Here is a 14,330-nt window from a genome sequence, read left to right on the forward strand (position 1 = left end):
GGGGGCATCCTGGCGTCCGTGCGTGCCGGCCGAGGTGCCGGTTCCGCTGACCGGGACTGTCACGCGGGCGTTTCCGCGAGGGACGCGCCCAGGGCCCGGAGCTGTGCGGTGGCCGAGCCGAGGTGGAATTCGTGGTGCTTGGCGGCCAGGAAGTAGCGGTGCACGGGATGGTCCTCGTCCAGACCCACTCCGCCGTGGACGTGGACGAGCGTGTGCGCGACGCGGTGCCCGGCGTCGGCCGCCCAGAACGCGGCCGTGCGCAGTTCCCCGGTGTCGGGCAGCCCGGCGTCGGCGCGGAAGGCTGCCTGCCACAGGGTGAGCCGGGCCCCCTTGACGTCGATGTAGGCGTCGGCGAGTCGCTGGGCCACCGCCTGGAAGCTGCCGATCGGCCGGTCGAACTGCACCCGTTCGCGCGCGTACTCCGCGGTGAGCTCGAGCGCCCGGTCGAGCACCCCGTACTGGTATGCGGCCGAGCCGAGGAGTCCGCGGTCGTGCAGCCACGCCGTGATCGCGCGGCCGTCGGTGCCCAGCACACGGTCGTCGGGGACGGCGGCGGCGGTCAGGGTCAGCGTCCCGAGGCAGCCTCGTCCGGTGTCGTACTGACGGGTCACGCTCACGCCGGGATCGGCGGGGCGCACGAGGAGCACGGTGACGCCGGCCGAGGTCGCCGCCGGCACGAGGAACAGGTCCGCGGCCGGTGCCGCGTCGACGAGGATCTTGGTGCCGTCGACGATCCAGCCACCGTCGGTGCGACGTGCCGTCGTGGTCGGCGACGTGGGGTCGTCGTTCAGTTCCTCCTCGAGGGCGGCGGTGAGGATCTGCTCGCCGGTGGCGGCGGGTTCGCCCCAGTCGCGGCGCTGCGTGTCGTTGCCGAACTCGGCGACGGCGGCGGCGGACACGACGATCGAGGACAGGTAGGGGACGGCGGCGACACCGCGGCCGAGTTCGGCGAGGATGCTCGTCTGTTCGAGCGGCCCGAAGCCGTCGCCGCCGACGGATTCGGGCAGTGCCGCGCCGAGGATGCCCGACGAGGCGAGCGCGTCCCACAGGGTGTGGTCGATGCGGTCCTCGGCGGCGTCGAGCCGGCGCAGGTGGTCGTTGGTGGCGATCTCGGTGACGATGCGGCGGGTGAGCCCGGCGAGGTCCTGCTGTGCCTCGGTGAGGGTGAAATCCACGGCCTTGTCCTTCCGGTGGAGTGTCAGCGCTTGGCGGGCGGCTGGCCGAGGGCGGTCATCGCGATGATGTCTCGCTGGACCTCGTTGGTGCCGCCGCCGAAGGTGAGGATCAGGGAACTGCGATGCATCCGTTCGAGCCGGCCCCGCAGCAGCACGCCCGGCGAGTTCTGCCGCAGGATGGCCGACGGTCCGAGGATCTCCATCAGCAACCGGTACGCCTCGGTCGCGAACTCGGTGCCGAACACCTTGTTCGCCGACGCCGGGGCGGGCCCGAGCGGCGCGGCGCCGGAGGCGATCTCCCAGTTCATCAGTTTCAGGTACTCGGCCTGGGCGTGGACGCGGGCCAGGTTGATCCGCACCCATTCCTGATCGAGGACGCGGCGGCCGTCGGGCAGGCGGGTGTGCTGCGCCCACTCGCGCACTTCCTGCAGCGCGGTGAGGATCGGGCCCGCGGACGTGAGTGCGACGCGTTCGTGGTTGAGCTGGTTGGTGATCAGCGCCCAGCCGCCGTTCTCCTCGCCGACGAGCGCGGAGGCCGGGACGCGCACGTCCTGGTAGTAGGTGGCGCTGGTGTCGGGGCCGGCCATGGTGTGCACGGGGGTGTAGGAGAACCCCTCGGCCGTGGTGGGCACGATGAGGACGCTGATGCCCTTGTGCTTGCGCGCGGCCGGGTCGGTGCGGCATGCGAGCCACACGTAGTCGGCGTAGGCGATCAGGCTCGTCCACATCTTCTGGCCGTTGATCACCCACTCGTCGCCCTCGCGGACGGCGGTGGTGCGCAGCGACGCGAGATCCGTGCCGGCCTCGGGTTCGGAGTAGCCGATGGAGAAGTGCAGCTCGCCGGCGGAGATCTTCGGGAGGAAGAACTCCTTCTGCTCGGGTGTGCCGAAGTGCATGATCGTCGGCGCGACCGAATTGATGGTGAGGAACGGAACGGGAGCGCCGGCGATGGCCGCCTCGTCGGTGAAGATGAGCTGATCCATGGCCGAACGGTTCTGGCCGCCGTACTCCTCCGGCCAGCCCAGGGTGAGCCAGCCGTCCTTGCCCATCTGCTGGACGACCTCCCGGTACACGTTGCCGGCACCGTACTCGCCCGTCGTCGCGGCGAGCGCCTCCCGTCGTTCGGGCGTCATCAGGTCGGCGAAATAGGCGCGCAACTGCGCGCGGAGTTCCTCTTGCTGCGGGGTGTACGCGATGTCCACGAACCGCTCCGTTCGTCGGGTAGGCAGCTGTTCGACGGCCGAGGACCGGGACCGGCTCGGCGATGTTCCCGAATCATTGCACAGAACTGAAACGCGTTCTAGCCTGGATTTCGAGCCGTCGCGCCAGCCCGCGCGACCGGCGCCGGATCGGTTGTGCGAGCGAGAAGCGAGGTCTGTTCATGGAGGTCAAGGTCGACTTCGATCGTTGTGAGGCGAACGGCGTGTGCGTGGGGATTGCGCCCGAGGTCTTCGATCTGAACGACGACGACGAGCTGATCGTCACGCACCCCATCGCGCCGGAGCAGGAGGAGGACGTGCGCACGGCGATCGCGCAGTGCCCCCGCGCGGCACTGAGCGAGGCCTGACGAGTTCACTTGTCAGAAACGAGAACACGTTCTACATTTCTGATGGCCGCTGGAATCCGCGGCGACCAGGAGCGCGGCGGCCCGGGCGGCCGCCCGGTATCGCTAGGGAGAACGCGTCGATGAGTGCAAGCGGCAACGGTCTCGGCCCCGCGGGAAACGGTGCGGGGGACGACGGGGGCGTGAGCCTCGAGGGCGGTGTGAGTCTCGAGGGCGGTGTGAGTCTCGAGGGGCGGGTCGCCGTCGTCACCGGAGCCGGCGCCGGACTCGGACGCGCCGAGGCCGTCGCGCTGGCCCGGGCCGGTGCCGCGGTGGTCGTCAACGATCTCGCGGCGTCGGACGCCGTCGAGGACACCCTCGCCGAGATCCGCGACCTCGGCGCCGACGCGGCCTTCGTGGCCGGCAGCGTCGCCGAACGCGCCACGGCCGACGCCCTGCTCGCGACGGCCCGGGACCGATTCGGTCGTCTCGACATCGTCGTCAACAATGCCGGCATCGTGCGGGATCGCATGCTGTTCAACATGTCCGACGAGGACTGGGACGCGGTGATCGCCGTCCATCTGCGCGGCCATTTCCTGCTGTGCCGCAACGCGGCGGCGCACTGGCGTGGCGAGTCCAAGAAGGCCGGCGGGCCCGTCTACGGCCGGATCGTCAACACGTCCTCCGAGGCCGGCCTGCTCGGCCCCGAGGGGCAGGCCAACTACGGCGCGGCCAAGGCCGGGATCACCGCCCTCACCCTCTCCGCCGCGCGGGGCCTGTCCCGGTACGGGGTGCGGGCCAATGCCATCTGCCCACGGGCGCGCACCGCGATGACGGAGGGTGTCTTCGGTGCCGCGCCCGAGGGGGAGGTGGATCCGCTGGCACCCGAGCACGTCTCGGCGCTGGTCACCTACCTGGCATCTCCCGCGGCGGACCGGATCAACGGCCAGGTCTTCGTCGTCTACGGCCCGATGGTCGCGCTGATGGCCGCGCCCGTCGTCGAGCAGCGGTTCGACGCGGACGTCCGCTGGACCCCGGAAACCCTCGCCGACCGCGTCGGAAGCTACTTCGACGACCGGGATCCTGCGCGCACCTTCTCGGCCGCGCAGGCCCTCGCTCTCTGAAACACCGCTAGGTGATACCCGAAGTGACATGCAAGGTCGCCCTTCGGTAATATCGCGCCGTCCCGGGCCGATCCGGTTAGTGTCGGGCTCTGCCCGGCGTGCCGCGCCGGGTGCGCGGCCGCGACCGCGGGCGTGTGAACTCTGGTGATACCTGTTCTAATTTCTCTCCCTCGACATCCGGCGGGACGCGCCGGTTCGGTGCCGCGACCCCGTGCGACCGGGCGCTGTGGACGGGTGGGGGATCCCGCGGTCCGGGTGGGCATCTTCCCAGTTCGAAGCCCGATTCCGGGTTCGTCGTGGCTGTCGCGCCGCGGCCGGTGCGGCACGGTTCCCGCCGCGCGGGCGGCGGCGTGTCGCGACGGTCTTTGACACATGAACACGTTCTAGTTAGTATGACGCGGGTCACAAGCTGACCTCTCGTCGGCCGTGGCCGGCGAGCGAACCAACGGAGGAGGAGACGGTGGTAGACCTCCTCGAGGTCCCGCTCCGCGCGGTGGGCGGATTCTTCGCGATGACCGGTGAGACCGCCCGGGCCGTGTTCTCCCGGCCCTTCCAGCGACGCGAGTTCGTCGACCAGGCCTGGTTCGTCGCACGGGTGTCCCTCGTGCCGACGGTCCTCGTCGCGGTGCCGTTCACTGTCCTGGTCAGCTTCACCCTCAACATCCTGCTGCGCGAGATCGGAGCCGCGGACCTCAGCGGCGCCGGCGCCGCGCTCGGTGCCGTCACCCAGGTCGGCCCCATGGTCACCGTGCTCATCGTCGCCGGTGCCGGCGCCACCGCCATCTGCGCGGATCTCGCCGCCCGCACCATCCGAGAGGAGATCGACGCGATGCGCGTGCTCGGCATCAACCCGATCCACCGTCTCGTCGTGCCCCGGGTCCTCGCGTCCACCGTCGTCGCGCTGCTGCTCAACGGGCTGGTGTGCTCCATCGGCATCCTCGGCGGCTTCGCGTTCTCCGTCTTCCTCCAGGACGTGAACCCCGGCGCCTTCGTCAACGGCATCACCCTGCTCACCGGCTTCGGCGAACTGATGATCTCCCAGATCAAGGCCGGACTGTTCGGCATGATCGCCGGCCTCGTCGCCGCCTACCTGGGCCTCAACGTCAAGGGCGGCGCCAAGAGCGTGGGCGATGCCGTCAACCAGACGGTCGTGTTCGCCTTCATGGCATTGTTCGTGGTCAACCTTCTCGTCACCGCCGTCGGCATCAAGCTGACGGGCGGGTGACCGGCACGGCGGTGATGTAGATGGCAGTGATCTCCTGGCGCTTCCCCCGCGCGCGGCGCCGCATCGCCCGGGCCTCCGACTCCGTGGACCGGCTCGGTGACCAGGCGCTCTTCTTCGGCAAGGCGCTCGGCTACGCCCCGCGTGCGCTGATGCACTACCCGAAGGAGACGGTCCGGCTGATCGCCGAGATCAGCATGGGCACCGGGGCGCTCGCCGTGATCGGCGGAACGGTCGTCATCGTCGGCTTCCTGACCCTGTTCACCGGCGGGATCATCGCCGTGCAGGGCTTCAGCTCCCTCGGCAACATCGGCGTCGAGGCCCTCACGGGCTTCTTCGCCGCCTTCATCAACGTCCGCATCGCGGCGCCCACCATCGCGGGCATCGGCCTGGCCGCCACCATCGGCGCCGGCTCGACCGCCCAGCTCGGCGCCATGCGGGTCTCGGAGGAGATCGACGCGCTCGAAGTCATGGCGATCCCGTCGATCCCGTATCTCGTGAGCACCCGCGTGATGGCGGGCATGATCGCGATCGTCCCGCTGTACTCGCTGGCCGTGATCGCCTCGTTCGTCGCCAGCCGCTTCGCCACCGTCGTGCTCTACGGCCAGTCCGCGGGCGTGTACGACCACTACTTCGACACGTTCCTCATCCCCACCGACATCCTGTGGTCGTTCGTGCAGGCCATCGTCATGGCGATAGCCGTCATGCTGATCCACACCTACTACGGGTTCAATGCCGGTGGCGGCCCGGTCGGCGTCGGCGTCGCCGTCGGCAACGCGGTGCGCGCCTCCCTGATCGCGGTGGTGACCGTGACCCTGCTCATCTCGCTCGCGGTGTACGGGGCGACCGGCAACTTCAACCTGTCGGGATAGGCGCATGGACACACCCTCCTGGAAGAAGAAACTCGCGGCCCTCGGGCTCGTCGGCGGCCTCACCGTCGCCGTCGTGCTGGCGCTGCTGATGTTCGCCGGTGCCTTCACCGCCACCACCCCGGTCACGGTCACCTCCGCACGGTCCGGCCTGGTGATGGAACCCGACGCGAAGGTCAAGCTGCGCGGTGTCGAGGTGGGCCGGGTCCGGTCCGTCGAGCACACTCCCGACGGTGCGCTGCTGCAGCTCGCGATGGATCCCGGTCAGCTGCACCTGGTGCCGTCCAACGTGCGGGTGGCCATCGAGTCCACCACCGTGTTCGGGGCGAAGTTCGTCAACCTGCTCGTGCCGGACGACCCGTCGCCGGTTCCGCTCCAGGAGGGCGCGATCATCGCGGCCGAGAACGTCACCGTCGAGTTCAACACCGTCTTCCAGCACCTGTCCGACGTGCTCGCGCAGATCCAGCCGGAGAAGCTCAACGCCACGCTCGGGGCGATCTCCGAGGCCCTGGACGGTCGGGGCGACACCCTCGGCGCCACCCTCGTCGAGGCCGAGGACTACCTCGCGACGATGAATCCCTCGCTGCCGCAACTGCAGTACGACCTCGCCGTGGCGGCCGACGTCACCAACCTGTACGCCGACGTCGCCCCCGACGTGATGAACCTGCTCGACAACGCCACCTCGATCGGCAACACCGTGGTCGACGAGCAGGCCAACCTGGACCTGATGCTGATGAACGTCACCGGTCTGGCGAACACCGGGCGCGACGTCCTCGGCGAGAACGAGGCCCAACTGACCTCGGCGCTGGATCTGCTGACGGAGACCACGACGCTGCTCGCCGAGTACTCGCCCGAGCTGCCGTGCTTCCTCGTCGGGCTCAACGACGCGCGCATCGCGTTCGAACCCATGGCCGGCACCGGCAAGTACCCGGCGCTGATGCTGAGCACGAACTTCCTGGGCGGCGCCACCATGTACGACCACGAGCAGGACCTGCCGGTGGTGGGAGCTTCGGGCGGGCCGAACTGCCACGGGCTGCCCGACTTCGATCCCAAGCGCGACGGCCACGCGCCCTTCGTCGTCGCCGATACCCATCCCGTGCCGTACCACCCGAACACCGAGACGTGGGTGCGGTACCCGACGATCTTCGGTTTCCTGTTCGGCGACATGATCCCGGGAGGCGAGTGAGATGCCGCAGGCGCAGATGCGGACGGACCGGGCGGCGCGGGAAGGCGGGGTGATCCGGTGAGGGCCACCACGGTCAAGTTCCTCGCGTTCACCGTCGTGATGGTGCTGATCTTCGCGGTGCTGGCGATCGTGTTCAGCCAGGTGCGGTTCACCGGCACGCAGACCTATCACGCGACGTTCACCGACGTGTCCGGACTGCAGGCCGGTGACAAGGTCCGTATCGCCGGGGTGCCCGTCGGATCGGTCGACAGCGTCGACGTCGGGCGCGACAACCAGGCCGAGGTGTCGTTCGACGTCGACGCCGAGCACACGCTGCTGGCGAGCACCAAGGCCACGGTGCGGTACGAGAACCTCGTGGGCGACCGCTATCTCGAACTGCTCGAGGGACCGGGGACCGGCGAGACGCTGCCGGCCGGCGGCACGATCCCGGTGTCGCAGACGGAACCCGCGCTCGACCTCGACCTGCTGCTCGGCGGATTCAAGCCGCTGCTGCAGGGCCTCGACCCGCAGCAGGTCAACGACCTGTCCGGCGCGCTGCTCCAGGTCTTCCAGGGCCAGGGCGGCACCCTGGTGTCGCTGCTGGGCAACACGAACTCCTTCACGAACTCCCTCGCCGACCGGGACCGGCTGATCGGCGACGTCATCGACAATCTCAACGCGGTCCTCGCCACCATCGACGAGAACGACCAGCAGTTCACCGAGACCGTCGACCGGTTGCAGACCCTGGTGAGCGGGCTCGCGCAGGACCGCGACCCGATCGGCACCGCCATCCCGCGGATCGCGGCCGGCACCGGCGATCTCGCGTCGCTGCTGCAGAACAACCGGCCGGACCTGCAGTCGGTGATCGCCGAGACCAACCGCACCATGACCCAGCTCGACCTCGGGCGCGACGACATCAACCGGACGCTCGAGCGGCTGCCGAACGACTACAAGAAGCTCATCCGGGTGGGGGTGTACGGCAACTTCTTCCAATTCTTCCTGTGTGCCAACACGTTCAAATTCTCGGGACCGGACGGGACCACCATCCGTTTCACGTCGGCCGAGCAGACGACCGGAAGGTGCGCGAAGATCGAATGAGTCCGATCCGTGAACGCAATCCCGTGCAGGTCGGCATCGTCGGCCTGTCCGTCGCCGCCGCGACGGTGCTCGCGGGCCTGCAGTACGACCAGCTGCAGTTCCTCTCCGGGGGCCTGACCTACTCGGCGTACTTCGTCGACGCCGGCGGTCTCGTACCCGGCGACACCGTCACCCTCGCCGGCGTCGACGTCGGCGAGGTCACCGACGTCCGCCTCGACGACCGGCAGGTGCTCGTCGCCTTCACCGTCCGCGACGGCATCGCGCTCGGCGAGGACACCGGAGCCGACATCAAGACGAATACCGTGCTCGGCCGCAAGTCGCTCGCCGTGCAACCGTACGGTTCGGGGACGCTCGACCCGCGCGAGCCGATCCCGTCGACGCGCACCGACTCGCCGTACTCGCTCACCGACGCCCTCGGCGACCTCACGACCACGGTGTCCGAGCTCGACACCGAGCAGATCGACGACTCGCTCGATGCGCTGTCGGATTCGCTGCAGGACACCCCGCCCGAGCTGCGGGGGGCGCTCGAGGGCATGACCAGGCTGTCCCAGTCCGTCAACGCACGCGACGAGTCGCTCGAGGATCTGCTGGCCCGCGCCGAATCGGTGACCGGCATCCTCGCCGAACGCAGCGACCGGATCAACGCGCTCGTGGTGGACGCCAACGCCCTCTTCGGGGAGCTGAGCCTGCGGCGCGACGCGATCACCGAGCTGATCGCGAACATCTCCGCGGTCTCGAGGCAGCTCTCCGCCCTGGTGCAGGAGAACCAGGCGCAGATGGGTCCCACCCTGGACAAGCTCAACGCGGTGACCGCCAACCTGCAGGCGAACAAGGAGAACATCGCCGGCGCCCTCGACGGGCTCGGCCCGTACATCAGCGCGCTCGGCGAGTCCGTCGCGAGCGGCCCGTTCTTCAACGCGTACGTGTCGAACGTCCTGCCCGCGCCGTGGTGGAAGGCACTGGTCGACAGCATGGTCGCCCCCGAACTGCTGGAGCAGGACCTGCAGGACATCATCCCGAAGGACCCGCCGTCGATCACGAAGGATGGCGAATGAGCACCGATACCCTCCAAGCCCCGGAGGACCGGCCCGGGAAGCGCCGCCGCCTGCTGCTGCCGGTGATCGCCGGTGTCGCAGTGGTGGCCCTGGCCCTCGTCGCGTTCGCCGTGGTGCTGCCCGGCTGGGGCAAGCGCACGATCAACGCCGAATTCGTCTCCACGAGCGGCCTGTACGAGGGCGACGACGTGCGGGTGCTGGGCGTGAGCGTCGGCAGGATCACCCGCATCGAGCCGGGCGACGACCTGGTGCGCGTGCAGATGCAGGTCGACGACTCCGTCGACATCCCGGCCGACGCCAAGGCGGTGATCATCGCGCAGAGCCTCGTGTCCGCGCGCTTCGTCCAGCTGACCCCGGTGTACTCGGGGGGCCCGCAGCTCGCCGACGACGCGACGATCCCGCTCGAGCGCACCGCCTCGCCGGTGGAATGGGACCAGATCAAGACGGAACTGATGCGTCTGTCGGAAGCCCTCGGCCCTCAGGGTCTCGATCCGCAGGGCTCGCTCGGGCGTTTCATCGACACGGCCGCCGAGAACCTCGACGGCAACGGCCTGACCATCCGCGCCACCCTGCGCGAACTGTCCGACACGATGCACACCCTGTCGGAGGGGCGCACCGACCTGTTCGGCACCGTCCGGAACCTGCAGGCGTTCGTGGCGGTGCTCTCGACCAGCAACGAGCAGATCGTGCAGCTCGGCGGCCGACTCGCGTCGGTCTCGGACGTCCTCGCCGAGAGCTCGGATCAGCTCGGCACCTCGCTCGCGGACCTCGACCTCGCGGTCGGTGACGTGCAGCGGTTCGTGCAGGACCACCGGGCCGCGCTGACCGAGTCGGTGCAGCGCCTCGCCGACGCCACCGAAGTCCTCGCCCGCAAGCGACCCGAGATCGAACGGGTCCTGCACTCCGGACCGACGGCGCTGTCGAACTTCTACGACATCTACAAGCCCGCACAGGGCTCGCTCACCGGTGCGCTGGCGATCAGCAACCTCGCCAATCCCGTCGAGTTCATGTGCGGGTCCGTGGCCGCGGCCGCGAACGCCACCTCCGACCGCAGCGCGGAACTGTGCCGCCAGCAGCTCGGACCGGTGCTCCAGTCGCTGGCGATGAACTACCTGCCGGTCATGACCAACCCCATCGCCGCGGTGGAGGCGTTCCCCGACCAGATCCAGTACACCGAGCCGGGTCTCGAGGCGGAAGCCGCGGCCGCGGGGCGGGGCACCGCACCCGCGGACGCCGTGCCGCCGGCCGGGCCGCTGCCCGGCCTGCCCACCGTGACGGTTCCCCCCGACCTCGGTGCGCTGCTGCAGCCGGGAGGAGGACGATGAGCACCCGAATCCGGCACTCCCGCCCGACGCGACGCGGTGCCGTCGCCGCGATGCTGGTCGCGGCGGCGCTGACCTCGACCGGATGCGAGTGGGAGGGGCTGAACTCCCTTCCCCTCCCCGGCACCGCCGGGCACGGCGAGGACGCCTACCAGGTGCGGATCCAGATGCCGAACGTGACCACCCTGACCCAGAATTCGCCGGTGCGGGTCGACGACGTCCAGGTCGGCAGCGTCACCAGGATCGAGGTCGAGGACTGGCACGCCCTCGTGACCGTCGCCCTCGACGGTGAGGTGGCACTCCCGGCGAACGCGACGACGAGGATCGGGCAGACCAGCCTGCTCGGCTCGCAGCATCTCGAACTGGCGTCGCCTACGGACGAGCCGCCGCAGGGCCGGCTCGAGGACGGCGACCTCATTCCGCTCGAGCGGGCCGGGGTGTACCCGACCACCGAGCAGACGCTGTCGTCGCTGTCGGTGGTCCTCAACGGCGGTGGACTCGCACAGATCAACGACATCACCACCGAGCTGAACGCGGCGCTGTACGGACGGGAGGACTCGATCCGGAACCTGCTGCCGCGGCTCGACGAACTCGTCGGCACCCTCGACCGGCAGCGGGGCGACATCATCGCCGCGATGGAGGGCATCGACCGGCTCGCGTGGACGGTCGACGCGCAGAACGCCACCCTCGTCCGGGCGCTCGACGAGATGCCGGCCGCGCTGACCGTGCTCGCCGACCAGCGCCAGGACCTGACCACCGCGCTCACCTCGCTCGGCGAGATGAGCACCGTGGCCAGCCGGCTCGTCGAGAACAGCGGCGAGGACCTGCACACCAACCTGCAGGCGCTCGCTCCGACGCTGCGGGCGCTCGCCGACTCCGGCAACGCCCTGACCGAGGTGCTCGGCGTGCTGCTGACCTATCCGTTCCCGCAGGCCGGCATCGACCAGGTCATCCGGGGCGACTACGCGAACCTCGCCATGACCATCGACCTCACCCTCGAACGGCTGGACCTGAACTTCCTCACCGGCACCCCGCTCGCCGGGCGTCTCGCCGGACCGGAAGGCATCCTCGGGCAGGACGCCGGGCTGGCGGCCCAGTCCGCGGACCCGTTCCAGGCCCCGCTCGAGCAGCCGGCCGCACAACCCGCACCGGGCCCGGCCGCGACCCTGTCGGTGCCCGGCCTGGGGGAGATCACCATTCCGGGGCTGCCCCCGCTGGGGGTGCCGGCGCCATGATGCTGTCGAAGTTCGTCCGGATCCAGCTCGTGATCTTCGCGGTGCTCACGGTGGTCGGGCTGCTGGTGATGTCGCTGCAGTACGTCAAGCTCCCGCAGCTGTTCGGCGTCGGCCGGTACACGGTGATCGTGGAGCTGGCCTCCACCGGCGGGCTCTACCCGCACGCGAACGTCACCTACCGCGGCAACACGGTCGGGGTGGTCGACAAGGTGCAGCTCTCGCCCACCGGCGTGGAGGCCGTCCTGTCGATCGACAGCGACCGCGCGATCCCCGCCGACGTCGACGCGGCGGTGCGCAGCGTGTCCGCCGTCGGCGAGCAGTACGTGGACTTCGTTCCGCCGCAGAACGGTTCGAGTGGGGAGTACCTGGCGGACGGCGACGTGATCCCCGCCGACCGCACGTCGGTGCCGCAGGAGGTGGGCGCGCTGCTCGACCAGGCCGACGTCCTGCTCGCCAGCATCAGCGACACGCGGCTGCGCACTGTCGTCGACGAGTCGTTCGACGCGTTCAACGGTTCGGGACCGGACCTGCAGCGGCTGATCGATTCGACCCGCCTGTTCGTGCAGGAGGCGAGCGCGGGCAGCGAGCAGACCAAGGCACTGCTCGATCAACTCGGTCCGCTGCTCGACACCCAGGTCGTCACCAGCGACGCGATCCGGTCCTGGACCCGGGACATGCTGACGTTCACCGACGGGCTGCGGGCCGCCGACACCGACCTGCGGGCGGTGCTCGCGAAGGGGCCGGGCGCCGCGGCCGAGGCCGAACAGCTGCTGCAGGACCTGCGGCCGACGCTGCCGCTCCTGCTGGCCAACATGGTCAGCGTCGGGGAGGTGGGCGTGATCTACAACGCCGGCATCGAACAGATCCTGGTGCTGTACCCGCCGATGACCACCGCCCTGATCACCGCCGCCGGCAGCGGACCGGCCGAGGACGGCGCGGTCGTCGACTTCCACCTGCAGCTGCACGATCCGCCGCCGTGCCTGTCCGGCTTCCTGCCACCCGAGCAGTGGCGCAGTCCCGCGGACACCACCATGGTGGACACCCCCGGCGAGGTGTACTGCAAGCTCCCGCAGTCGGATCCGAACGCCGTGCGCGGTGCGCGGAACCTGCCGTGCATGGAGTTCCCGGGCCGGCGCGGGCCCACGCCGGAGGCGTGCCGCAACGGGTATCAGCCCGAGTACCTCGACAACCCGTGGCGGGGCGCGCCGACACCCGTGCAGTCGGAAGGCGACGTGCCGGTCCCCGCGTCGCACGCGACCGGGACGAACCCGGCTGCACCCGCCGGGGTCACGGCGCGGGGCATCGACCCGGCGACGGGGACGTACATCGGTCCCGACGGTACGGTGTATCGCAACGTCGACACCGGCCCCGAGACCAGTTTGGAGACGTACATGAAGGCGCAGCAAGGCTGATGGCAGACGAACAGACCTCCGCCATCACGACGACCCCGGAGACCGCACCCGCCCGGACGGGCCGGCTGCTGCCCGCGCTCGCGGCCGTGATCGTCCTCGCCCTGGCGGGCGCCGGGGTATGGCTGTGGCTCGACGCGAGAGCCGACCGCGACCACGACGCCCGGCGGGCGGCGTACCTGCAGGCCGCGCGGCAGACCGTGCTGAACCTGACCACCATCCACCCGCAGAGCGCGGCCGCGGACGTGCAGCGCCTGCTCGACGGGGCGACCGGCGACTTCAAGGCCGAATTCGAAGGCCGCGAGGGGCCTTTCGTCGACGTGGTGACCAAGGCGAACGTCGACACCACCGGCGAGGTGATCGAGGCCGGCATCCAAGCCGAGGACGGCGCCTGCATGACCTCGCTCGTGGCCGCCCGGTCGATGGTGTCCAACGCGGAACAGACCGAACCCGAACCGCGCGACTTCCGGCTGCGGGTGACGATCTGCGACGAGGACGGCCGCCTGCTCGCGTCGAAGGTGGACTTCGTACCGTGACCGAGAATTCGAAGGACGACGCCGTGACCCAGACCGACGACACCACGCGCGTGGACGCCGCGGAGGACGCGACGACGCCGCCCGGCCCCGCGGGCGGTCGGCGGAGAATGCTGCTCGCGGCCCTCACCGCCGCGGCGATCGTGCTCGCCGGCCTCGTCGGGTTCGGCGTGTACGACAAGGTCGAGCGCGACGGTGCCGAGGCGGCCCGGACCGAGGCCCTGCAGGCGGCCGAGGAGCAGGCCGTCGCGATGCTCGCGTACGACCACGCCAGGGTCGACGAGCAGGTCGCCGCGGCCTCCGACGGGCTCACCGGCGACTTCCGGGACGAGTACACCAGCCTGATGACGAACGTCATCGCGCCCGGCGCGAAGGAGAAGTCGATCACCGTTCAGGTGAGCGTGCAGGCGTCGTCGGTCGTGTCGGCCGAGGCCGACCGGGCGGTGACCCTGCTGTTCCTCAACCAGATCACCACCAGTTCCGTCAATCCCGAAGCGGTCAGCAGCGGCAGCCGTGTGCGCGTCGAACTCGAGAAGCACGACGGCCGGTGGCTGGTGAGCCGCCTGACGCCGGTGTGAGG

14 protein-coding genes are annotated in these 14,330 nt (G+C 70.0%); 12 read left to right on the plus strand and 2 right to left on the minus strand.

The genetic code is table 11. The features are described from left to right. Positions 1-59 precede the first annotated feature (59 nt). Entirely contained in the window at positions 60-1,175 is a 1,116-nt protein-coding gene (locus LZP97_RS24585) for an acyl-CoA dehydrogenase family protein (RefSeq protein ID WP_048773341.1), read from the minus strand. Positions 1,176-1,198: 23 nt separating this feature from the next. Next, positions 1,199-2,377, minus strand: coding sequence for an acyl-CoA dehydrogenase family protein (locus LZP97_RS24590; protein ID WP_048773340.1), 1,179 nt, complete (start codon positions 2,375-2,377; stop codon positions 1,199-1,201). Positions 2,378-2,556: 179 nt separating this feature from the next. On the opposite strand from LZP97_RS24590, the gene LZP97_RS24595 reads away from it, so the two are divergent. The 12 genes from LZP97_RS24595 to LZP97_RS24650 all read left to right on the plus strand — a co-directional run bounded on the left by LZP97_RS24595 (position 2,557) and on the right by LZP97_RS24650 (position 14,328). Next, positions 2,557-2,742 carry a ferredoxin gene (locus LZP97_RS24595; protein WP_010594447.1) on the plus strand — a complete coding sequence of 62 codons (186 nt, stop codon included), beginning with the start codon at positions 2,557-2,559 and terminating at the stop codon, positions 2,740-2,742. A gap of 119 nt (positions 2,743-2,861) precedes the next feature. Further along, a complete protein-coding gene (locus tag LZP97_RS24600) occupies positions 2,862-3,842 on the plus strand; it encodes a 3-oxoacyl-ACP reductase (RefSeq protein ID WP_225223570.1) in 981 nt (326 codons plus the stop codon). A 460-nt stretch (positions 3,843-4,302) separates the two neighbouring features. Continuing rightward, a complete protein-coding gene (locus LZP97_RS24605) occupies positions 4,303-5,067 on the plus strand; it encodes an MlaE family ABC transporter permease (RefSeq protein WP_010594445.1) in 765 nt (254 codons plus the stop codon). A 20-nt stretch (positions 5,068-5,087) separates the two neighbouring features. Further along, positions 5,088-5,936, plus strand: a complete 849-nt coding sequence (locus LZP97_RS24610) for an MlaE family ABC transporter permease (RefSeq protein ID WP_010594444.1) — start codon at positions 5,088-5,090, stop codon at positions 5,934-5,936. A 4-nt stretch (positions 5,937-5,940) separates the two neighbouring features. Beyond that, positions 5,941-7,119, plus strand: coding sequence for an MCE family protein (locus LZP97_RS24615; protein WP_017680994.1), 1,179 nt, complete (start codon positions 5,941-5,943; stop codon positions 7,117-7,119). A 57-nt stretch (positions 7,120-7,176) separates the two neighbouring features. Then, complete coding sequence (locus LZP97_RS24620) at positions 7,177-8,196, plus strand: MCE family protein (RefSeq protein ID WP_010594442.1); 1,020 nt, start codon at positions 7,177-7,179, stop codon at positions 8,194-8,196. Beyond that, positions 8,193-9,251, plus strand: coding sequence for an MCE family protein (locus LZP97_RS24625; RefSeq protein WP_010594441.1), 1,059 nt, complete (start codon positions 8,193-8,195; stop codon positions 9,249-9,251). Before LZP97_RS24620 ends, LZP97_RS24625 begins: the two co-directional genes overlap by 4 nt. Further along, entirely contained in the window at positions 9,248-10,576 is a 1,329-nt protein-coding gene (locus LZP97_RS24630; protein ID WP_010594440.1) for an MCE family protein, read from the plus strand. The genes LZP97_RS24625 and LZP97_RS24630 overlap by 4 nt, the downstream gene beginning before the upstream one ends. After that, a complete protein-coding gene (locus LZP97_RS24635; protein WP_048773336.1) occupies positions 10,573-11,808 on the plus strand; it encodes an MCE family protein in 1,236 nt (411 codons plus the stop codon). Before LZP97_RS24630 ends, LZP97_RS24635 begins: the two co-directional genes overlap by 4 nt. Next, complete coding sequence (locus tag LZP97_RS24640) at positions 11,805-13,220, plus strand: MCE family protein (protein WP_010594438.1); 1,416 nt, start codon at positions 11,805-11,807, stop codon at positions 13,218-13,220. The genes LZP97_RS24635 and LZP97_RS24640 overlap by 4 nt, the downstream gene beginning before the upstream one ends. Then, a complete protein-coding gene (locus LZP97_RS24645; protein WP_040273882.1) occupies positions 13,220-13,753 on the plus strand; it encodes a hypothetical protein in 534 nt (177 codons plus the stop codon). The genes LZP97_RS24640 and LZP97_RS24645 overlap by 1 nt, the downstream gene beginning before the upstream one ends. Continuing rightward, a complete protein-coding gene (locus LZP97_RS24650) occupies positions 13,750-14,328 on the plus strand; it encodes a hypothetical protein (protein ID WP_010594436.1) in 579 nt (192 codons plus the stop codon). The genes LZP97_RS24645 and LZP97_RS24650 overlap by 4 nt, the downstream gene beginning before the upstream one ends. The last annotated feature ends 2 nt before the right edge of the window (positions 14,329-14,330 follow it).

It is taken from the genome of Rhodococcus sp. DMF-1 (assembly GCF_021441945.1).
GTDB lineage: Bacteria > Actinomycetota > Actinomycetes > Mycobacteriales > Mycobacteriaceae > Rhodococcus > Rhodococcus ruber.

Coding starts and splice junctions, on each gene's coding strand:
- LZP97_RS24595 (WP_010594447.1), top strand. CDS start 2,557: ATGGAGGTCAAGGTCGACTTCGATCGTTGTGAGGCGAACGGCGTGTGC.
- LZP97_RS24600 (WP_225223570.1), top strand. CDS start 2,862: ATGAGTGCAAGCGGCAACGGTCTCGGCCCCGCGGGAAACGGTGCGGGG.
- LZP97_RS24610 (WP_010594444.1), top strand. CDS start 5,088: ATGGCAGTGATCTCCTGGCGCTTCCCCCGCGCGCGGCGCCGCATCGCC.
- LZP97_RS24615 (WP_017680994.1), top strand. CDS start 5,941: ATGGACACACCCTCCTGGAAGAAGAAACTCGCGGCCCTCGGGCTCGTC.
- LZP97_RS24625 (WP_010594441.1), top strand. CDS start 8,193: ATGAGTCCGATCCGTGAACGCAATCCCGTGCAGGTCGGCATCGTCGGC.
- LZP97_RS24630 (WP_010594440.1), top strand. CDS start 9,248: ATGAGCACCGATACCCTCCAAGCCCCGGAGGACCGGCCCGGGAAGCGC.
- LZP97_RS24635 (WP_048773336.1), top strand. CDS start 10,573: ATGAGCACCCGAATCCGGCACTCCCGCCCGACGCGACGCGGTGCCGTC.
- LZP97_RS24640 (WP_010594438.1), top strand. CDS start 11,805: ATGATGCTGTCGAAGTTCGTCCGGATCCAGCTCGTGATCTTCGCGGTG.
- LZP97_RS24645 (WP_040273882.1), top strand. CDS start 13,220: ATGGCAGACGAACAGACCTCCGCCATCACGACGACCCCGGAGACCGCA.